The sequence below is a fragment of the Vibrio nomapromontoriensis genome (assembly GCF_050337205.1).
GTDB lineage: Bacteria > Pseudomonadota > Gammaproteobacteria > Enterobacterales > Vibrionaceae > Vibrio > Vibrio nomapromontoriensis.
On record NZ_JAKJSS010000008.1, the window covers coordinates 659,264 to 681,380 of the forward strand.

A 22,117-nucleotide genomic window follows, 5' to 3' on the forward strand; every position below is an offset into this window, starting at 1 on the left:
TTGTCGTTCACTATTAAATAGTAATAATAGACACCCAGCTGACTTCAGGACCCAAAGTTACTGTTTATAATACCATTAGTTGCAAGGAGCACCTTCTAGCCTCAATATTAAGAACACACAATCCATGAAAAAAATCTATACATCTTCGTTCACCTCTCTGCTCGCTACTACACTTTTTTCCGCTCCTTATGTACACGCCAGTCTAATGGATTCATTCATTGACCCCGACGATGGGCGCCTAGATGGTAGTCAGTTTATCCTAGATAATGCCGTAGGATTCTTACCAATCCCTCTCACTGTCACCGACCCAGCCGTCGGATTTGGCGGCGGTGCAGCATTGCTCTTTTTTCATGAATCAGAAGAGCGTAAAGCGAAGCGTCTCGCCGGTGAACATGTGGGTGATATTCCTGCCAGTGTATCGGGTGTTATGGCCTTAGGAACCAGCAATGGTAGTAACATGGTTGGGGGCTTTCATTCTGGAAACTGGCTTAATGATCGCGTGAGGTACTTAGGCGGAATATTTAGTGCAACTTTCAACCTAAAGTTCTATCCCATTCCAGAACTAGGAGCAACGGACCTAAGCCTCAAAGGCAGCTACTTTTTTCAAGATTTAGATGTGCGTTTAGGAGATAGCAACTTTTTTGTAGGTGGTTCATACAGTTACATGTCTTCGGAGTCGACCATTGCGGGGCAAAAGGACCTCAATACCGATTCTCAAGATGGGCGTTTAGGGTGGCGAGTCTCCTACGATAGCCGAAACAATCAATTTGCACCTCGTATTGGAACCAAAGCGCAATTTCAAGTCGATCACCATCGAAAAGCGTTTGGTGGGCAATTCAATTATCAGAAATATCATGCCTACGTTCATAATTATCGACGTTTATCAGAAGATTGGGGACTGGGTTTACGTGCTGATGCCAAATCCATCTCAGATAATGTCGACTTTCCTGCGTCTATCTACGCCAAGCCGTTTGTCGAAATGCGCGGCATCGCAGCCATGCGCTACCAAGCAGACAACACCGCGCTCGGAGAAGTGGAACTAAGCTATGATATTGATGACCGTTGGACGGTGTTGGCATTTGCCGGAGCAGGTACGGCATTCGATCATGACCAAAGCATCGGACAGGCCAAATTACACTACACTCGCGGCGGTGGTTTTCGCTATTTATTGGCAAAACAACTCGGGTTGAGAATGGGTGTGGATGTCGCGAAGGGTCCAGAAGAATGGACGACTTATATTCAATTCGGCGGGGCATGGTAGCCAACAGAATTAACTAAGCCTATGTTATAGGCTTAGTTAATTCTATCACTGGGCTGGTGCGCTGCACATCATTCGGTTTTAGGTCTTGTCATCCAGTACACCGAAGTAATCACTAGTACCATCCCAAAAGCATGAAAAGCCGTAAACTCTTCACCCAGTACGGTCACTGCCGCGATAGCGGTAATGACCGGCCCCACATTAGCCGTCAAACTGAACTCCGTTGCCGTTAACCTTGCCATCGCCCCTGCCATCAAGTAAGACGGTATAACCGTACAAAACACACCCAAAGTGATGCCCAGTGACACAAGCTCCACACTCCATTGCATAACTTCCGTTTCTGACCATTGTAAATGCACCAGAATCGCAAGGCCGGCACTCCCCATACCTATACTGGTAAACGCAGTACTCCCTAACTGCGTAATAACGGGTTTGCTTAACACTAAGTAACAGGCAAAGATCAACGCCGAACTCACCGCCAATGCACTCCCTCGCCAAACATCACTACCCAATGAAGACACATCATGTGCCACAATAAGTGTAATGCCGGTATACCCAATCACCACGGCTTTTAACACGTTAGCACTTGGTTTCTTCTTTAAGAAAACCCATGAAATAAGCACCACAAAACTTGGAAATAGAAACAACAATAAGCGCTCCAATTGAGCTGAAATATAACTTAGTGCCTCAATATCCAAATAGCTGGCACAGTAATATCCGAGAATACCCAATGCTGCGGCCATCAAACCGTGATTTTTGACTTTTGTTCGTTGCTGTTTGTCACGGCATAGCATCACCAACACGACCAAATAGAAAGGCAACGAACTAAATGCACGAAGCGACATTATCGCCGTTGTGTCACCGCCATACTGATAAGCAATTTTTATCAAAATAGGTTTGATTGAAAATAATGCTGCTCCGAGCAACGCTAGCAGTATTCCCGTTAGCAGCTTTTTTGAGGGCAACGCATCATGAGTCGCGTCGGTCGCGCGCACTCCGGCGTCTTGCTTAGATGCTTCGTTATTTTCCGTATTGCTAACGTTTGCTTGGCGATTGTCTGAGTTACTATCATTCGCTATGTCGCGGTTGGTCATTCTCATCTCCCTATATTTTTGGGCTACGAGAAGTTGAGAAGGGCTAACCTAACTACGTCACTCGTAGCCAGGCACAATGTTACCTACCGGACTACAGGTATAAGCAGCAGAAGCCAGAGGTAAGTCATTGCGTGTATCATTTGATTCTCCATAAATGAACATTGATTACACTACGGACAAATCAACCGTTGTGCAACCTATGTCAATAGCATCCCGACTATTCCATCACTCCGGTAAGTGAACAGAAGTAATATCAATTAGCCCTCTAAGATAATTACATAACCATTGAATTGAGTGATCGTTAATACTCGCTTTGTTCCAAACTAGACTATAACCCAATCGACCGTAATCAAAAGGCGCTGGTTTTGCTACCAACCCTTTTGCTTGCATTGCAACGTCAGCCCACTTTTTAGAGCAAGTAAACAGTAAATTGGACTGATGACACAAAATCGCTGCCGAACCAAAATCTGGCAGCATCACTTTTACATCACGAGCACGATGAGTTTGCCGTAACGTCTGTTCGAAATAAGGACGATTCAACTCGGAATCAGTAATCCCGACATGTTGACTGTCTAAGTAGGCTTCAATAGTGAGCTCTTGATTGGCTAGCGGGTGGCTTGGTGACATCAAACAGACAAACTCATCTTCTAAAATAGGCTCCCATATCAAATCCTTCATGTTAGTGGGTGACTGGCTCACATCATGAGGCAAAATAATAAAGTCGACCTGTCCGCTCATTAGCGCATCAAAGCCATACTTTGCCTTAGTCAGAATATTAAGCTTGCCGTTAGGGATACATTCATTTGTCAAATGAGCCAATGGTTTCGCGAACAGTTCAAACGTACTTTCACGCATCGACAAAGAAAATCGCCCTTCGAATCGATGAGGGATAAAGTTTGTTTGGTTCAATAACCCGTTCATGCTCGCTAGCATCGAGTGCACTAATGGTGCAATCTTTAACGCATAGCGGGTGGGGGTAAGTTGTGTACCATCGCGGTAAAACAGTTCATCTCGTAAAATTTCCCGTAGCTGAGCGATCGTCTTACTCACGCTTGATGGCGTCACGGATAAGATCTCTGCTGATTTCGTCACACTATTGGTATTCAGCATAACGTGTAAAGCGGTCAAATGTTTAAAGCTAACACGAGACAGTCCGTCAAAGTCCATTATCTATTCCATTAGATTTATCGTTAGTTGGTCACAAAGGCGCTTAAGTTCAATGGCATCCTTTGCGGAAAGTTTTGCTTTGCACGCAATCGCCGAAGGTACTGCCTCTGCTTTCTCTTTTAACGCCCAACCGGCATCGGTTAAAGAGATCAGTCTTGCACGTTCATCTATTTCACAACGCCGACGCAGCACCAGGCCTTTTTGCTCTAATCGTTTCAACAATGGGGTCAAGGTGCCAGAATCAATATTCAAATCCTGACTAATATTTTTGACATTCATTGGCGACTTTTTCCACAGCACTAACATCGACATATATTGTAAATACGTCAAGTCTAACGCATCCAAAATAGGACGGTATGCGCGTATTAACGTGTTGCTTGCCCTGTATAAAGCAAAGCAAACCTGCTTATCCAGATCTAAGTTATCGGGGCTATTTACATCCATCATTATGAATCCAAAAATTAAGTTGTGCACAATATACTTGCAAATAGCATAAATGATCAATATAGTTTGCGCACAACCTAGTTGACATCAAATCAATATTTATAACCCAATAACGACAGGAATTAACGATGAGCGCTCTATATACTACTTCTGCAACTGCACTGGCTGGCCGCAACGGGCAAGTTAAAACCGATGATGGCATGCTCGACCTTGCCCTATCCTACCCAAAACAACTCGGTGGAACGGGAGACGCGACCAACCCAGAACAACTTTTTGCTGCAGGCTATTCTGCTTGCTTTTCTAACGCCATATTGCATGTTGCACAACAACAAAAAATTCAATTACAGCAAGCTCCAACAACAGCAGTCGTGGCTTTAAAAGCGAATGAAAATGGTGGATTTGTTTTAGATGTGTCGCTAAACGTTACTCTGGAATTAGAGACATCAGAAGCCGTTGAACTTGTACGAGTTGCCCACCAAGTTTGTCCATACTCGAATGCGTTGCGAGGCAATGTAGACGTCAAAGTGACTGCGAATGGCCAACCTCTTTAACTATCGCCCAACTTAATATGTTATCTCAAACAAAAAAAGCGCATCCAAGCTGGGCTGGAGCGCTTTTTTCATGCTCACTAACACAAGAAAAATATCGTACGGCTTCGCGATGACAGCATCATTTCGTCACATCACATGGTGCTCTTTTACCTATCAGCAATAGCGAATATCATGACTCCGTCGACGATGGTCACCACGACGTTGACACCACTCGCCACAAGGCAACTAGTTGCATTCTTTCATTCACAATCTGAGTGATTGCATCACTAATGAGCGGTGCAACAAAACCGCCACTTTATTCACTCGCAAAAATTAGCGTGCTAACCAGCTGCACATTAATGCCACGCAGCGAGAATTTCGCCACATTAGCGATCTCGATCAAGAAAAAACATAAAATTCAAAGAAAAGTAATAGCCGACTCGAAAAACTTATTTTATAATGCGAATTAATGTTTCAGCACACACAAAATTTTCTATCAGGGGAAGAACATGAGACTTATTCCATTACAAAAAGCAGAACAAGTAGGTAAATGGGCAGCGCGTCATATTGTTGAACGTATCAATGCTTTCCAACCAACTGCAGACAAGCCATTTGTACTTGGCCTGCCTACTGGGGGTACGCCTTTATCTACTTATAAAGCGCTGATTGCGCTTCATAATGCTGGAGAAGTGAGTTTCAAACACGTTGTGACTTTCAACATGGATGAGTATGTCGGCATCGACCCTAACCACCCAGAGTCATACCGTTCTTTCATGTACAACAACTTCTTCAATCACATTGATATCCAAGAAGCAAACATTAACCTTCTTGATGGTCAAGCAGAAGACGTTAACGCTCACTGCGCAGCATACGAAGAAAAGATTCGTTCATACGGCAAGATCAACCTATTCATGGGTGGTATTGGCATCGACGGTCACATCGCATTCAATGAGCCAGGTTCTTCTCTAACGTCTCGTACTCGTATCAAAACACTGACTGAAGATACTCGTATTGCTAACTCTCGTTTCTTCGATGGCGACATTAACCAAGTACCTAAATACGCACTAACTATTGGTGTTGCAACGCTACTTGATGCAGAAGAAGTGATGATCCTAACGCACGGTCACAACAAAGCACTTGCACTGCAAATGGCGGTTGAAGGCTCTGTAAACCACATGTGGACAGTGACAGCCCTTCAAATGCACCCTAAAGCTATCATCGTTGCTGATGAAGCCGCGCAGCAAGAGCTAAAAGTGAAGACTGTTAAATACTTCAACGAGCTTGAAGTAGAAAACATCAAAGATCTATAACAAGACTTTTTAACAAAGGGAAACGGAACTTTTCTGTTACCTTTTGTTCTAAAAAGGCATCACTTGATACAAAAAGTGATTAGCAATGGAGTGCTAACGTATTCCAAAGCTCCGTAAATGTCGGGCTTACATGCCAAGCTAGGCCCGACATCCCTTTCTTTCTTTCTTTCTTTCTTTCTTTCTAGAAATAGTCTTCCTCAGCTACGACTTTGCCAACATTAAGTCATCAAATTATCGCGAGCAATCTCTAACAAGACCGAACAAGGCTTGAAAAGAGTGTGCTAGGTTGCGAAACTACCCTCATTACTCTCTTCTCTATGACAATAATGACACCAAAGCAGCTGCTCAAATCTCTTTTCGGTTACGATGATTTTCGTCACCAGCAAGCCACTATCATTGACACCTTAATCTCGGGTCAGGACGCGCTAACACTGATGCCTACTGGTGGCGGTAAGTCAATTTGCTACCAAATTCCGGCAATCCTTCGTGAAGGCGTAGGCATCGTCGTTTCACCGCTGATCGCCCTGATGCAAGACCAAGTGGATGCTCTGCATCAAATTGGTGTGAAAGCCGCTTACCTCAATTCCTCTCTCAGTCCATATGATCAGCAGGCCGTCGAACAGCAGCTATTAATGGGTGAAATTCAAATTCTGTATGTGGCGCCAGAAAGGCTGTTAATGGAGAGAACATTATCGCTATTAGAGCAAACACGCCTGTCGCTATTTGCTATCGATGAAGCGCACTGTGTAAGCCAATGGGGACATGATTTTAGACCAGAGTATCAAAAACTCAGCATCCTAAAAACACGTTTTCCTTCTGTGCCAAGAATTGCACTCACCGCGACTGCAGACAGTCGAACAAAAGATGAGATCATTGAGCAACTTGGGCTGCAAAATGCCCAAATCTTTGTACATAGTTTTGATAGACCGAATATCCACTATCATGTCTCCGATCTCAGTAACGCTAAGCAAGAGCTGTGGTCTTTTATTGAAACGAACCATGCCTCGGATGCCGGTATCGTCTATTGTTTATCGCGTAAAAAAGTAGAAGAGACCACAAAGTGGCTATGTGACCAAGGAAAACAAGCGCTCGCCTATCATGCGGGTATGTCCAACGAGCAACGCGCCCAAAATCAACAGCGCTTTTTACGTGAAGATGGCATCATCATTGTGGCCACAATCGCATTTGGAATGGGCATCGATAAACCAGATGTTCGTTTTGTTGCCCACCTAAGCTTGCCGAAAAGTATTGAAGCGTACTATCAAGAAACCGGACGTGCGGGTCGTGATGGCGAACCAGCTAACGCTTGGATGGCGTATGGCATGCAAGACATGGTACTGCAAAGGCAGATGGTGCAAAATTCTGATGCAAATGAACAATTTAAGTTCACCTCTTTGCAAAAACTCAATGCTTTATTAGGCTACTGCGACCTTGCTAGCTGCCGCAGACAATCTTTACTTGCCTACTTTGGTGAGACCTTAGAGACACCATGTGGAAATTGTGACAACTGTGTCTCACCACCAGAAACGTGGGACGGTCTTGAAGCGACGCAAAAAGCCCTCTCGACGGTATTCAGAACCGAGCAGAGATTTGGCGCAAGTTACCTCATCAATATCTTACTTGGCAAATCTGATCAAAGAATAGAACAAAACCAGCACCACACGTTATCTACCTTTGGTATTGGCACCGATCTGTCGGCGAAACAATGGCAAGGTGTCTTTAGGCAGCTGCTGGCGATGAATCTGCTCGAGGTGCATGGCAGTCATGGCAGCCTAAGACTCACTGAGCTTTGTCGTCCCTTCTTAAAAGGTCAACGCCCTATACAGCTAAGAACATTACGAAATAGCTCGACGAGTAAGAAAACAACAAAGAAACAGAAGCATCTTGGTTTAACATCAGCTGACAGTAAGCAATTCGAGACATTAAGGGAAGTTCGCGCCGCTTTAGCGTCAGAGCAGCAGGTCCCGGCGTATATGATTTGTCACGACGCAACCCTTCAAGCTTTAGCAACCGAACGCCCGCAATCTAAAGAAGCACTCAACCAAATCTCCGGATTCGGTGACACCAAGATTGAAAAATATGGTGAACGCTTTTTGACCGCCATTTTGCCTAAAACAAAAGAAGAAAATACCCTCTCTGATACCGAGCTAGAATCTTTGTCGATGTTAAAACAAGGATTGAGTGTGGATGACATTGCCGAGCAGCGCCAAATTAAGCATTCGACAGTACTCGCGCACTTGGCCATCGCCATTGAAAACGGTGCATGCGCCCTAGAGCAAGTGATTGATTTACCTTCACCAGAGGTTGAGACAATAATCTCACAAGCCAATAGGCTGAATACTTTACAAGAAGGTAAGTTAAAGCCTCTCTATGAACACTTCGAACAAAGCTATGACTATGGAATGTTGAAATGTATATTAGCCAAAATGGTTGCAACCCAGAATAAAACAACAATATCGTCGTAACTATCATGCCCGCGAAACCGCCATATTAACTAGGGGAGCAGTATGCTCCTCCTAAAAATTCTTTCACGGCAGACTCTATACCTTATTATTTACATAGCGTATTAAGTTTGAAATTAACTAAACCGTCTAAAATGAATACAAGTTATGTCATGTGTTCATTTTCTAGAATAACTTGTATCACCTTTGCTCCATTTTCTAATTATTGAATAATTGGGTTCGTTCTCCTCACGCCTTTAGAAAATCGCCTTCCACTTGACTCTCTTCTAAACGGCTCGCATCTCACTCAAACCTAAAATCGGAACAGATTCTTTGACTGTTCCGATTTTATTTTTCTCCTGCCATTTAATCTACCCCGACATTAGTTTCTAAAGGTATCCGTGATGAACACCCATGACTACATTGCAAATTTCATTCAATTAACTTATAAATATGATAAGACCGAAGGGTTTCTAGCTCGGTTCTTTTATTTAACACCAGCCCAAAGAATTCAAAGGCTTAACAGTATATTTGATACGGACGATTTTTGGGAAAGCACACCGCATGACGAACCTGTTCATATAAAACTTGGAGAGGAAAACGAATTTAGCCACCATGCAGAACAACCAAATGAACAAGCGTAAGTTAGAATTATACGAGGACCTATTTAAAAAAATGGGTCCCGGTATTAATAAAGTAACCATCGAACATATCGCAAGCGCTTTTCAGTGTAGTAATCGGCATGCCCGGACACTACTAAAGCAAATGTCCGATGGTGGCTTACTTACTTGGCGTCCAACGAGGGGGCGTGGTCATAAAGGTACGCTCAACTGTCATATAGAGCCAATACAGGCCTGCTATACACTGGTAGGTCAAGCCATAGAAGACGAAAAATACAATTTGGCTCATCAGCTTATTAGTTTTAATGACCGCGATATAGCGATAGGTTTAAAGCAATACTTGGGAAGGTCGGCTAACCAAAATGAGAACACTGTGTACGCTCGATTTCACCGAAAAATCGAACAATTACACCCTCATTACTCAATGAACCGGACCGAAAGACACCTAATTCATGAGGTGTTCCAAACTCTCGTGAGTTACGATGGTTCCACACTGAGAGGGGAACTTGCCCATTACTGGGAAAGCAATGAACAGCATACCCAATGGCGCTTTCACCTTAGTTCGGCGGCAAAATTTCATGACCAATCGGCGGTTACATCAAACGATGTCGTGGAAAGTCTAAAAGCGTTGACTCGCTCGAAGTATTGGCAAAATTTATACGACCATATCACTCAAATAAAGGCTATTTCACTGCACTGTATCGTCGTCATATTGAAAGATCCTGACCCTAACCTTCCCCACTTGCTAAGCAGAGCTGAAACCGCAATTTTGCCTTCAAAAAATATCTATCAGCCTGATACAAGCTACAAGCCAATTGGCTCTGGACCATTCTTCGTTGATATCTATTCAGATAGAGTGTTGAGGCTGGTAAGAAACCATCAATATAGCGGCCATAACGCTTTGATTGAAAAAATAGAGATTTGGATTCACGAAGAGTGGGCTCCGGATAAAAAATGCGCCGAAAACTTTTTTTTTATTGATGATGATGAAGATACTTACCAAGTATCAACAGCCGATATCGGGTACTTTTTCATTCTCCTAAACCATAAAGAATTGCAGATAAAGTCAACAAAAGACTCATTACTTGAACTATTACAAAACGATGAGCCTGCCTCATTTGAATTGCCATTCCCAATCTCATTTAGCTATGAGAACAACAATGACAATTTTGAGTTCGCCTCAAAATTAAATGGAATTCACTCCACTCTAGAGACCAACAGCATCGGCCGACAGGTAACATACGGAGAGGCTCTGCCAAATCAGGATTTGGCTATTGGAGGTATTCGTCTCGAAGGTGGTCGAGCCACCAGCCTATTTGCCTTCTTTAAGCTCTATCCCTATTGGCAGCATAACCTAAGCTGGGAGCAATATGACCACTTAGTAGACACATTAAAGTCTGTACGCAGCTGTCACTCTCCTATCCAACAGGAGAGGTTACTTGATAAATTGATCGAGTTTTTATACGAAAATAATGTACTGGTGATATTTAAATCAGAAGACTTAACTTTGACGGTTCCGACTAGAGTTAAAAATGTCAAAATAAACTCTATTGGTTGGTGCAACTTCGCCAATATATGGGTAGTTCCGCGTACTAAAGATCTTAGTTAGAACCTTGTCTTTTATATCAAATTAGACAAAACATCTATGCCATGTTGTTGCCTATTTTAATTGGTCACTTGAGAGTACACTAAGTTCATGAGTTCTCTATACAGCGTCGATTGATTTGGGCTGCAATTTCTGTAGTTCTCGATAAACTTATGCCAGCCAAACTCACCCTACCGCCATCCAAAAGATAAATCCCATCAACTTTACGAAGTAAGCCGATAACTCGCTTATCCAAATTCAACTGAAAAAATAGCCCATTGGTTTGAAAAGTCGGCTTAATTTTTTCTTTGGAAATCTCACCTAGAAACCTGTTTTTTCGTTTATCCAATGCACAACGAACATCACCCAAATCACTGCACCATTCTGTAAACAGCTTAGTGTCACCTAAAATCAGCGAGACAATCGATGCGCCAAGTTGTGGCGCTGATGAATAACTAGTCCTTTGAATTGAACAAAGTGCTCGTTCAACAAGCTCAACTTGACTGCTGGCTTCTAACTTAATTGAAAGTGCTCCAACTTGTTCATTATACAAAGTGAAATTCTTAGAAAAAGACGTCACGACTAAAAGATTCGGGCAGTACGTTGATAGAATACGTATCCCTTCACTATCTTCCCACACTCCCTTCCCTACTCCTTGGCAGGCGTTATCCAAAATGGGAATTAATCGCTTCTGGAGGCATAATGTTGCTATAGCGCGCCACTGTTCACTAGAAAACATCGTCCCTGTTGGGTTATATGCTCCTGACTGTATCAAAATTGCATCATTAGGCTGGGCGTTTTTGAGGTGTTGTGACCAATGATCTATCGAACCCTGATAGTGAAAATAACGTACATCCAGTCCTGCTGCCGTTGCAGTAAAATGGTAATTGTCCCAACAAGGAAACCCTACCCAAATATTTTTTCCGCACAGCTTTTTCGAGTAAAAATCTAGCGCTAAACGCAACGCTCCTGTACCACCAAGGGTACGGACAGTCACAAGTTTGGCTGCGTTTTCCTGAGCAAATGCATGCCCAAACACCAAGCTTGTGACTAAGGACGCAAATCGACGGCAATGGTATAATGACTCAGTACGATCCACGTCCCAAGAGCGAACATGCTTGTTAATACATTTAAGAACTGTAGGTAGAGTGAAAGGCATCCCTTCATCATCGAGTAATGTTCCGCTGACAAGATTATGTATATCTAGTCGTTTATCCAACCTTATCATGTTAGAAAGCTGAGCCACTTCATCTATCTCAGAGTTCGCTAAATCTTCAAATATGCTCATAGTGATCACTTAATTTGTTGAGCTACCAACCTCAGTTCTTATCGGTAATTAAATATATTCAGTGGGTAAAACGTGTCTAATTAACGTTTCACACTGTTGCTGACTCATATAACACGGCACAGGATAAGTACCATGCGCTTCTATTAAGGCACGCTTTGCAATCTCAGGAATATCTTCAGGTTTCAATTCTTCAAAAAAGCTCGGGATATTAAGTTGTCTATTCAGATTTTCGACTGCAGAAATAAATGCTTCTCCATCCGTGACACTAATCATTTGCGCCATCTGCTTAAATCGGCTTTCACAATCGGCAAGATTAAAGCGTAAAACGTGAGGCAGAAGAATGGCATTCGCCAATCCATGAGGAATGTGATAAATCGCACCCAATTGATGAGCAATGGCATGCACATACCCTACAAACGCACGAGTAAAAGCACACCCTGCTTTGTAAGATGCTATCGCCATTGCTTCACGAGCAACCAAATTCCCCCCATTTTCATATGCTTCAGGTAACGCTTTGAAGATTTTTGTTATGGCATCTTCAGAAAATTCGTCTGTTAACGGATTACTGAATTCACCAATATACGCTTCAATCGCATGCGTCAATGCGTCCATACCTGTCGCCGCGGTGATTGCTGGCGGTAACCCAACCATTAACTCGGGGTCAAGTATGGCCGTTTGAGGTACAAGCACCGGGTCGAGTATCGCAAACTTTCTGTTTGCATTGTGGTCTGAAATGACCGCCGCTATTGTCGCTTCAGAGCCGGTACCTGCGGTTGTCGGTATAGCAATAATATGTGGGAGCTTTTTACGAACCTTGAGCTGCCCAGCCATCGCTTCAATATCAATGTCCCTAACAACTTTAGCTCCTATGACTTTCGCACAATCTAACGATGAGCCACCACCTAACGCTATAATTCCATCACAACCATTGCTCTTGTAACGGCTTAGGCCTCGTAACACGCTCTCAACCGACGGATCAGGATTAACCTCATCAAATACCTCAAAATCAATGCCCTTTTTAACTAAAGAACAAGTAACTTTGTCTACCATCCCCAACAAATTTAGCGCTTTGTCTGTAACGATCAGCGGTTTAATTATTCGATTCGACACAAGTAACTCGCCAATCGTACTCACACTTCCATTTCCCTGATGCACATCGGGAAATGGAATTTTGACTAATTTGTTAATTTGTTTCCTTAAAGCAATAACGACTTTATATCTCAACATTCACTCTCGTCCTATAAAGCGAGCGGGTCTAATGACCCGCTATCTACATTAATGGGTCAATCACGCAATTTTGTCTTTAATCTGGAACATATTTAGCACTGCACCTTCAAAATGCTTAGCAAATACATCACAGTCTTCTTTCGTGGTTTGTGGAGATACCAACCACATATTCAGGCCGAAAGGAATAATCATTACACCTCTGTTGAACAGGTATAAGAAAACGTAATCGATAAAGTGACCAACAATACCAATACCCTTAATACAATCTTTAATCTCTACTGGTGTCTCTGGGCAGAAATGCATCCAAGTACGCGCACCAACTTGTTCCGTGCTTAGAGGCACGCCGTATTTATGGATAATCTCATTTAATTTTTTTGTTAAGTAAGTATTGGTTTCAATCATTCCCGCAAATGTCGACTCTGTAACATTATGCTCAAGATTCAAACGTAGCGCTCTCAAGGATAAAGCATTGCCGGTCATCGTTGTTTGTTGCCCAAGAAGACCTGCCATATGCCATGGCCCTTTGCCTATCGTAGCCTGAAATAAGTTGGCAACGTCCTCTGAAAAACCGTAAACACCGCACGGAATACCGCCTGCGATACATTTACCCGCAACCCAAATATCTGGCTTAAGTCCCCACTCACCCGTCGCTCCATGGTGAGCCGTTGTCTGCATATGAGTCTCATCGATCAACAGAAGAGTGCCGTATTTGGTACATAGTTCGCGGAGCCCATCATGAAAACCAGGCTTCGGCAAAGTTAAACCCGAGTTAGATAGCGCAGGCTCTGTAAGTACAACAGCAACATCACCGTGTTTCAGTTGCTCTTCAACTGATTCTAAATCGTTGAACGTTGCAACACGCGTAAACTGAGAAGGATCTTGCCCCGGATAGATCTCCGGTACTCGATACTCAATGACCCCGTCTTCGGGCATCCAGGCATTCGTCTCATCAAGCGTACCGTGATAAGCCATATTAAATTGCATAACCTTACTTCGGCCTGTGGCTAATTTTGCCAATTTCACGGCAAATCGGTTTGCGTCAGATGCCGACAAAGCAGTAAACCAATATGGCATACCAAAACGCTCACGTAGAAGCTCTGACGCAACTACAGCATCTTCATTCGTCGCAAGGGTATTAATTCCGCTATTCTGTAATAATTCAATAATACCTTCCGTCACCGCATTTTTTGGAGAGTGACCATAAAAGTCCGGTGTATCACCTAAATTAAAATCTACGTATTTATTTCCATCCACGTCCACAACAATATTGTCTTTACTACGTTCTATATAAAAGGGGTGCGGCACATGCCAAACACTTTGCCAAGAATTGGTTACCCCGTTAGGCATAGATAATGACGCACGTTCATGCATCTCTTTACTCTTCGTCATACGAGATATATACAATTCTGTTTCTTGTTGATACAACTGCTCCAGATTATCTACATCGACATGAGTTCCTGCTATTTCAGGTAACCAAAGTTCAGGGTTGCGATAAAAATTATCAGACATTTTATGTTCCTTTTATTGTGATATTTAAATACTTATAAAATTAATCTTGGTTAGCGTTCAACAAGCTAGATAATTCGATTGGCTCCTTGCGCCATCGCGAAACGTCTCACGCGAGTAAAATCTCGTGCGTTTGTTATCCCTTCTCCCGTCGGGCCAGCAATTGTGAAGGATGTTGAACCCGCACCACCATAGCCAAGGCCAGCTAGGGTTGGCCCGTTTTGAGTAAACACCGTCGTGTCGATTCGTTTTGCAAAAGCAGTGACGTTGTTTACATTATTGGAATAAATGCATGCAGAGTGGCGGTTACCATGCTCTGCTTCAACCGCCCAATCCATAGCTTGCTCAAAACTCTCACAACGAACTATCGGTAATACGGGCATCATCTGCTCTAACTGGACAAATGGATTATTAAATTCAGCTTCAAAAATAAGGAGCTCTATTGGTTCTGTAACATGCACACCTATTGCAGACAGTATTTTGCTAGCATCTTGACCGACCCATTCTTTGCGAAGGTGATATTCACGCTCCATTCCATAGGAACATCGGTTTGTAGTCGTAGCATGTTCCTCCACGACCAGTACAAGCTCGGTAACTTGCGCAATCTGCTCCGTGGTAAGTAAATAAGCGCCTGATTGAGTCATGCTCTCTATCAAAGCATCAGTCTGTGACTCCACTACAAATACTTCTTTCTCGCCGATACACAACAGATTGTTGTCAAACGAGGCTCCTGCAACAATGAATGGACCCGCAATGGCAACATCTGCCGTTTCATCAACGATGACGGGGGGATTACCAGCTCCAGCACCAATCGCTTTCTTACCCGACTGCAATAAGGTTTTTACTAATCCGGGACCACCAGTCCCTACTAACATTCTTATTTCTTTAGCATTCGCTATCTGCTGTAACGTCTCTAAGGTTGGCTCTTTAATCATGGTAACCAGATCCTGAGGACCACCTACTTCCATAATGGCTCGATTGATACGGTCAACTGCGAATGCCGAAGTATTCTTTGCGGAAGGATGCACATTAAAAATGACGGCATTTCCGCCAGCGAGCATGGAGATTGCATTATTAACAATGGTTGGGATTTCATTTGTGACTGGCGTAACCGCACCAATTAAACCAACTGGGGCTCGCTCTTCTATTGTCAGACCTTCATCACTTGAAACGGCATGGGTTAATAGACATTCGGTACCCGGTGAAGCCGTCGCAGCCAATTGGTTTTTCGCTATTTTATGAGCTACCCTACCAAGCTTTGTTTCCTCGACAGCCATTTCAGCAAGCACGCTTGATAGCTCCATAACCGTGTTTCTAATAGCCGTGATAAATTTGTTCCGGTTTCCCACACCATGTGTTTTTTGATATTGCTTTTGTGCGCTACTCGCTTTAGAAACCGCCTCTTCTACAGTGTCATAGACACCAAATAATGTGGTTTGATTACTTTTGTTTTTTTCTGGAGTTATTGGATTCATTGGGTTTTCCTAATTTTTATTGTCTTGTTAATCGCACACTTCAACATGTTCGCCATAACGTTTAACGGGTTGGTTTAGTTTGCAAACTCGTAGAACGCCAGCCGCCAAAGCTTCTAGCTCCATCTCACCAGGAAATAACGCTATATCAGCGAGATAGCCAACACGCGCTTTGATGCCTTCAACAACATATTGACTAAAAGCAATACCACCTGTTAGGAGGACGCCATCGATCTTACCTTTGACCACAGGTGCCATAGCGCCGATTTCTTTAGCTACCTGATAAATCAGCACATCCAAGATTTTTTGCGCTTCCTGATCACCGGCTTGTGCTGCACGCTCGACTTCAACCATGTCTGCAGTTCCGAGGTAGCTGACTATCCCTCCTTTTCCTTGCAGCTGTTTTTTCATTTCGGCATGGGTGTATTTGCCCGAGTAACACAAATCAACCAGCTCACGTGAAGGGAGTTTGCCACTACGCTCTGGCGTCATTGGTCCCTCAGAAATAGCGTCAGTAGCATCAACTGCTTGCCCTTGTTCATGAACACTAACCGTAATACCTCCGCCCATATGACACACAATCACATTGATATCGGAATAACTACGCTGGTTTTCCTCTGCGAAAGTCTGGGCGACGGCTTTTGCGTTTAAGGCATGAAAACGGCCCTGTCGCTTAATGTCTCTATGTCCGCTGTATGACGCCAGGTCACTCAACTCATAAGTAACAGGAGAGTCGGTAAAATAAGCTTTGATGCCCAATTCATTTGCTAAGTCAAAACCGATGAGTGATGCCAAACTAGAGGGGTGCTGTATCAGGCTATTAGCCTGCTCCTGACAAACTTGTTCATCAACAAGATAAGTTCCACCAGGAATTGGCTTTAGCGCTCCTCCTCGGCAACCAATGGCATCAATATCGGTGAGTGAAATATCATTCTCGTTCAGTACATTGACAATAAGTTGCTTACGAAACTCATATTGGTCGGTTACATTTTCGAAGACTGACAGCTCTTCACTTGTATGACGAATAACATACTCTGAGCATTTATTTTTATTTTCAAAGAGCCCTATTTTTGTCGAAGTCGAACCTGGGTTAATGACTAAAATATTCACAACGCCCCCTCCAATTCACTTTCTGCTTTAGTATTTTGATTCGCACTGCCAAAATCACCGGCACACGCCATTGCAATTGAAAGCAGCTTTTCTTGTTCGCTATCGGATCGTGATACAACAACAACCGGAATCTTGGCGCCTAGCACTACCCCCGCATAGGCATAACCTCCCATGTACTTGAGTGCTTTACCAAAAACATTCCCTACTTCAATCGTTGGAGCAACAAAGATGTCAACGTTGCCAGCCACAGGATCATCGCACTCTTTCATGCTTGCTGACTCACGTGAGATAGCGAGGTCTAACTGCAAAGGGCCACTTACAATGCAACCTTCAATCTCTCCTTCTGCACAGAGTTTTTTTAGCGCCTCCGCATCCAATGTCGCCGGCATTTTTTCATACACTTTTTCTTTCGCACAAAGCATTGCAACGTTAGGCTTTGGATTACCTAATGCATGCGCCATTTGCACAGAGTTCTCGATTATTTTTTTCTTTTCTAATAACGAAGGCGAGATATTCATTCCCGCATCGGTGAGCAGATAATAGTGGTCTTCATTAGGAGGCAATAAAAGTGCAGTGTGGCTCAACAAACTGCCCGTTCTTAGCCCATACTCTTTCTTAAGTACTTGTTTCAATAGGACTGAGGTATCAATAATCCCTTTCATTAATACATGCCCTTTCCCTTCAGAGATCAGTCTGACGGAAGACTCAGCAATTGGCAGGTCGCCGACTACCGATAAAACTTCGTAATGTTCTAAATTCACTCCAGACATTTCTGCTGCGACCAAAATTCTCTTTCTGTCGCCAACAAGAATCGCTTCAATGTTTAGCTCTTGTCGGGCTAGGTCAATTGCCAAGAGCGTCGCTACGTCATGGGGCGCGGCAACAACGACGTGCTTTAATCCGATGTTGCGTTTACTGATTTGCGCTAAAAATCGTGCAATATTCGCCATTCTAATGACTTCCTTTCGTGCTTACTGATTGGAGCTATGACACTCGCAACCATGTGATTGAATAAGCCAAAGTCTATTGCATTGCATCGTACGAACTAAATTAGAGTCGAGCGGAAAAACTTATAAGCGAACGACAAAGAATAAAATTGTCGTACTAATAATGTGGATTTGAGAGGTCGGTCGACAAAGAAAATAAACAATTGAGGTCAAGCTTAGTTAAAAAAACTAATAAGAGGCTGAAGTAAACATGAAATTATTGACCTATATCTTCATATATTTGGTGGTAACGTTGATGTGTTAGCGAGCCGTCCACCATATTAGGACAAGGTTTGTACAATTTTAAAAGGAAGAAAATATAGCGATAAGAATGACCATCTCTTCATGGTCACTGCTTATCATGCCTAGCGGTTAAAAGGGATACCCGTTACTGATAACCCAGGTTTTGGGCAGTTCATACGTTCAATAAACCAAAGTGCAGTACTATCCAATGGACGATGCTTGCGCCAAATAAGCTGTAACGGCCACCATAGAGAGCTGGCACCCTTTGGCCTTAGCTGTACTAATTTTCCCGACTCAATGTATGGCCTAACCCAATGATAGGGAAGTTCAGCCCATCCAACGCCTTCAATTAATAACGATATCAACATTTCAAAGCTGTCCATCAGCCAATAGTTTTCACTGTACTTTGATACCCTATCAATCCCAAAGCCCAAATAACTTTTAGGTAGTAGGTGTAAATGGCCGACTCGGTCATCTGTACTAAATTCATTGGGATACTGAGCAAGGGGATGCTGCTTTGCAACAACAGTGACTATCTCAGTATAACCAATTATATGTTCTGTTATTCCTGAGTAGACATTGCCATGAAAAAATATCACACCAAAATCCACATCGCCATTCTCTACACCCGCTAAAATATTTTTGGTATGGAGATGCTCGACTTGAATCCCAAGATCAGGTTTAAATTTTTGTAGTTGCCATAACGTATCACTAAATGGATAAACAGGAAGGGCATCTAGCAACGCTATATTAAGCTGTGTGGGATCAGAAGCACTGTGTTCAAGTATTTTTTTATCAATACTTTCAAACTCAGACAAGACATCTTTTGCATGACGGGCAATAACCTCGCCTTCGGGCGTCAAGTTAGCACGATAACCTTCGCGATCAATTAAATTGACGCCTAAGTCCGCCTCTAAACTACTAAGCCATACACTCACTTGAGATGGACTCTTACCCAGCATTTTGGCGCCAATGCTAATCGACCCAGCCTGTTTAATCGCAAGTAGCGATTTTAGCGCATCAATCTGCATGATCGTGTCCTTTATTCTGAATCGCCAATATTTGTTTTGCCAACCAAGTCACTCCAGGCCCACTATCGATCCGGCTTGCAAGGCTGTATCTCTTGAAAATAGGCGAGACCCCTTCCATGATGATGTAATCAACTCCACAGTGGTAACCCTCTAGCAAATACTCTGGAATCCAACACCACCCCATATTATTCACGACCATTTGAATAGCGACATTCGGGCACGACGTCATCAAATGGTGGCTAGTCACGCTTTGAGGCCCCCAAGGCACCTGAATATAGCACTCATATTTATAGCCTTCCGGAGCAGTGACAGGGATAAATGTGTCTTCTACAAACAGCCTGAATAATTTATCGCGTTTGTCAGACTCTTCGATTAACTCATCCGCCACTAGCGCCAAATCCGAACATTTCCAGTCTTCTTGCATAACGATTTGTGTATGGGGAAACTGTTGATGGAACTCTTTTAAGGCTGCGATGGTGGACGCAGGGTTAATTTCACGGTCAATAAATATCCTGATTTCACTTTCAACTTGTTGTTGCAAAGCGTTAGCAATAGAAGATAGTCGACCAATGGCTAGCGCCCGTTGTTGGCATAATCGGTAAAGCTTTTGGCCACGAGAATTGATTTCTATTTTTTTCCCAATACGATCGAACACCTGATAACCTAGCTCAGTTTCAAGTTTAGCCACCAATAATGAGACCGCAGATTGCGTTCGCCCTATTTCGGATGCAACCTTACTAAAGGAGCCACTCTCAGCAACCTTAGAGAAGACTCTCAGCTGTTCGTCACTATACATATACGCCCATCGACATGATTTTGTAAATAACCATCACCCTACCACGCCATTTGCCACATATCACATCACACCAATCAATATGATACGAAGTATTGATAAATATCACTAAAACTCAAACCAATAGATCGATCATCAATGTCAATGGATCATCATTTCTAATAGAGAGTGACGTTGTCCTCTATGCAAAAGTCCCCGACATTCATCCAAAACAACACACATGCGAATCAATCCAATTAGAGGTATGCTTTATCTAAATATCAGGGTACAATCCCGCCACATTCAAATGTAAGAGGATATTAATCACAGTGTTAATTACGCCGCCTTAAACGCTCCATCCCCCCCTCTATAGCACTCATTGCTAACTTAAGCACTGTACTACCTTTAGTACCATGCTCACCTTTGCGCTTACTCATAATCAGCCAATTTAGGCTAATTTGTCGCGCCAAAAATTCAGATCAGCAGCACTTACCCCAGATATTATCTGGTGCGTTTTGCCGTGCAAAAATTGAGAACTCAATGTATACAAACTTCAAACTTGACTGGATGTCTAACATCCGTGGCGACCTGCTCGCAGGTATCGTCGTCGCCCTCGCTCTCATCCCTGAAGCAATCGCTTTTTCAATTATTGCGGGAGTCGACCCAAAAGTAGGGTTATATGCCTCCTTCAGTATTTCCGTCGTAATCGCGTTCACCGGTGCACGATCTGGCATGATCTCCGCCGCCACAGGAGCAATGGCACTCTTAATGGTGACCCTCGTTAAAGAGCATGGCCTAGAGTACCTACTCGCGGTGACCATTCTAACGGGCCTGCTACAAATTTTAGCTGGCTATCTAAAGCTCGGTAATCTGATGCGTTTTGTCTCTCGTTCAGTCGTTACTGGCTTTGTTAACGCGTTAGCCATTCTCATTTTTATGGCTCAACTTCCTGAACTCACTAACGTCACTTGGCATGTCTACGCTATGACTGGTGCTGGGTTAGCGATTATCTACCTCTTTCCCTACCTTCCTGTTGTCGGAAAATTGGTTCCCTCCCCTTTAGTCTGCATTGTCACCCTCACCATATTCACCATGATGTTTAATATTGATATTCGAACGGTCGGTGACATGGGCGATTTACCTGATACTTTACCCATTTTCCTTTGGCCAGATGTTCCACTCAACTTGGAGACCCTGCAGATCATCTTCCCCTACGCCGTTGGACTTGCGGTTGTAGGCCTCTTAGAGTCAATGATGACGGCCACTATTGTGGATGACTTGACCGATACCAACAGTGACAAAAACCAAGAATGCAAAGGCCAAGGAATCGCCAATGTTTTTACCGGATTCTTAGGAGGAATGGCGGGATGCGCCATGATTGGTCAATCGATGATCAATATAAAATCGGGCGGACGAGGACGTCTATCCACCCTATCATCCGGAGTATTCCTACTTATCATGGTGGTCTTTCTTGGGCCTTGGCTAAAACAAATACCCATGGCGGCGTTGGTCGCAGTCATGATCATGGTATCAATCGGCACCTTCTCTTGGCGCTCGATTGCCGACCTTAAAAAACACCCTATTTCCACTAATATCGTTATGCTTGCGACCGTCAGCATTGTCGTCGCTACCCATAACTTAGCCATTGGTGTATTGGTTGGTGTCTTGCTCGCATCCTTGTTCTTTGCTAATAAGATTAGTCGCATGATGATCATAAAAAATCAGCCGGCAGAGGATCATGTTCGCAAATATACGGTGGTAGGACAGATATTCTTTGCATCTTCAGATAAATTCATTGAATCGTTTGATTTTAAAGAAGTCATTGAGACCATCAGTATAGATTTATCCTCAGCGCACTTTTGGGATGTCACGTCCGTCTCTGCGTTAGATAAAGTCGTCGTCAAGTTTCGCCGCGAAGGCACCCAAGTCAACTTAATCGGCATGAACCAAGCAACACGTACCATCGTGGACAAATTTGGCGTACATGATAAGCCAGAAGAAGTAGAAAAATTATTGGCCGGACATTAAGGAAG

At 43.4% G+C, this 22,117-nt stretch carries 18 protein-coding genes; 7 read left to right on the top strand and 11 right to left on the bottom strand.

The genetic code is table 11. The features are described from left to right. Positions 1–124 precede the first annotated feature (124 nt). A complete protein-coding gene (locus L4D05_RS10685) occupies positions 125–1,261 on the top strand; it encodes a BamA/TamA family outer membrane protein (RefSeq protein ID WP_428754747.1) in 1,137 nt (378 codons plus the stop codon). Positions 1,262–1,329: 68 nt separating this feature from the next. On the opposite strand, the gene L4D05_RS10690 is transcribed toward L4D05_RS10685, so the two are convergent. From L4D05_RS10690 to L4D05_RS10700, 3 genes are all read right to left on the bottom strand, one after another. Next, positions 1,330–2,352 carry a DMT family transporter gene (locus tag L4D05_RS10690; protein ID WP_428754746.1) on the bottom strand — a complete coding sequence of 341 codons (1,023 nt, stop codon included), beginning with the start codon at positions 2,350–2,352 and terminating at the stop codon, positions 1,330–1,332. A gap of 225 nt (positions 2,353–2,577) precedes the next feature. Beyond that, entirely contained in the window at positions 2,578–3,519 is a 942-nt protein-coding gene (locus L4D05_RS10695) for a LysR family transcriptional regulator (RefSeq protein ID WP_428754745.1), read from the bottom strand. A gap of 3 nt (positions 3,520–3,522) precedes the next feature. Next, on the bottom strand, positions 3,523–3,966 hold the full coding sequence (locus tag L4D05_RS10700) for a MarR family winged helix-turn-helix transcriptional regulator (RefSeq protein ID WP_428754744.1): 444 nt from the start codon (positions 3,964–3,966) through the stop codon (positions 3,523–3,525). A gap of 125 nt (positions 3,967–4,091) precedes the next feature. On the opposite strand from L4D05_RS10700, the gene ohr reads away from it, so the two are divergent. From ohr to L4D05_RS10725, 5 genes are all read left to right on the top strand, one after another. Then, positions 4,092–4,514: an organic hydroperoxide reductase Ohr gene (ohr, locus tag L4D05_RS10705; RefSeq protein WP_428793938.1), complete on the top strand. Its 423-nt coding sequence runs from the start codon at positions 4,092–4,094 to the stop codon at positions 4,512–4,514. Positions 4,515–5,002: 488 nt separating this feature from the next. After that, entirely contained in the window at positions 5,003–5,803 is an 801-nt protein-coding gene (gene nagB, locus L4D05_RS10710) for a glucosamine-6-phosphate deaminase (RefSeq protein ID WP_428793939.1), read from the top strand. 326 nt (positions 5,804–6,129) lie between these two features. Next, positions 6,130–8,268, top strand: a complete 2,139-nt coding sequence (recQ, locus tag L4D05_RS10715) for a DNA helicase RecQ (RefSeq protein WP_428793940.1) — start codon at positions 6,130–6,132, stop codon at positions 8,266–8,268. 380 nt (positions 8,269–8,648) lie between these two features. Continuing rightward, entirely contained in the window at positions 8,649–8,888 is a 240-nt protein-coding gene (locus L4D05_RS10720; RefSeq protein WP_428793941.1) for a hypothetical protein, read from the top strand. Continuing rightward, on the top strand, positions 8,875–10,473 hold the full coding sequence (locus L4D05_RS10725; RefSeq protein ID WP_428754739.1) for an SgrR family transcriptional regulator: 1,599 nt from the start codon (positions 8,875–8,877) through the stop codon (positions 10,471–10,473). Before L4D05_RS10720 ends, L4D05_RS10725 begins: the two co-directional genes overlap by 14 nt. Before the next feature lie 85 nt (positions 10,474–10,558). Here the strand turns inward: L4D05_RS10725 and L4D05_RS10730 are convergent, their stop codons facing one another. From L4D05_RS10730 to L4D05_RS10765, 8 genes are all read right to left on the bottom strand, one after another. Further along, complete coding sequence (locus L4D05_RS10730) at positions 10,559–11,737, bottom strand: aminotransferase class I/II-fold pyridoxal phosphate-dependent enzyme (RefSeq protein WP_428754738.1); 1,179 nt, start codon at positions 11,735–11,737, stop codon at positions 10,559–10,561. A 48-nt stretch (positions 11,738–11,785) separates the two neighbouring features. Then, positions 11,786–12,964, bottom strand: coding sequence for an iron-containing alcohol dehydrogenase (locus tag L4D05_RS10735; RefSeq protein ID WP_428754737.1), 1,179 nt, complete (start codon positions 12,962–12,964; stop codon positions 11,786–11,788). A gap of 60 nt (positions 12,965–13,024) precedes the next feature. Further along, on the bottom strand, positions 13,025–14,473 hold the full coding sequence (locus L4D05_RS10740) for an aminotransferase class III-fold pyridoxal phosphate-dependent enzyme (protein WP_428754736.1): 1,449 nt from the start codon (positions 14,471–14,473) through the stop codon (positions 13,025–13,027). A 65-nt stretch (positions 14,474–14,538) separates the two neighbouring features. Beyond that, complete coding sequence (locus L4D05_RS10745; RefSeq protein WP_428754735.1) at positions 14,539–15,945, bottom strand: aldehyde dehydrogenase family protein; 1,407 nt, start codon at positions 15,943–15,945, stop codon at positions 14,539–14,541. A gap of 27 nt (positions 15,946–15,972) precedes the next feature. Next, positions 15,973–17,052, bottom strand: a complete 1,080-nt coding sequence (buk, locus tag L4D05_RS10750) for a butyrate kinase (RefSeq protein ID WP_428793942.1) — start codon at positions 17,050–17,052, stop codon at positions 15,973–15,975. Continuing rightward, entirely contained in the window at positions 17,049–18,002 is a 954-nt protein-coding gene (locus tag L4D05_RS10755; protein WP_428793943.1) for a phosphate acyltransferase, read from the bottom strand. The genes buk and L4D05_RS10755 overlap by 4 nt, the downstream gene beginning before the upstream one ends. 401 nt (positions 18,003–18,403) lie before the next feature. Further along, positions 18,404–19,312: a LysR family transcriptional regulator gene (locus L4D05_RS10760; RefSeq protein WP_428793944.1), complete on the bottom strand. Its 909-nt coding sequence runs from the start codon at positions 19,310–19,312 to the stop codon at positions 18,404–18,406. After that, entirely contained in the window at positions 19,302–20,108 is an 807-nt protein-coding gene (locus L4D05_RS10765; RefSeq protein ID WP_428793945.1) for a LysR family transcriptional regulator, read from the bottom strand. The genes L4D05_RS10760 and L4D05_RS10765 overlap by 11 nt, the downstream gene beginning before the upstream one ends. 516 nt (positions 20,109–20,624) lie before the next feature. On the opposite strand from L4D05_RS10765, the gene L4D05_RS10770 reads away from it, so the two are divergent. Then, positions 20,625–22,112 (top strand): SulP family inorganic anion transporter, encoded by a 1,488-nt coding sequence (locus L4D05_RS10770; RefSeq protein WP_428793946.1) that lies wholly within the window; start codon positions 20,625–20,627, stop codon positions 22,110–22,112. The last annotated feature ends 5 nt before the right edge of the window (positions 22,113–22,117 follow it).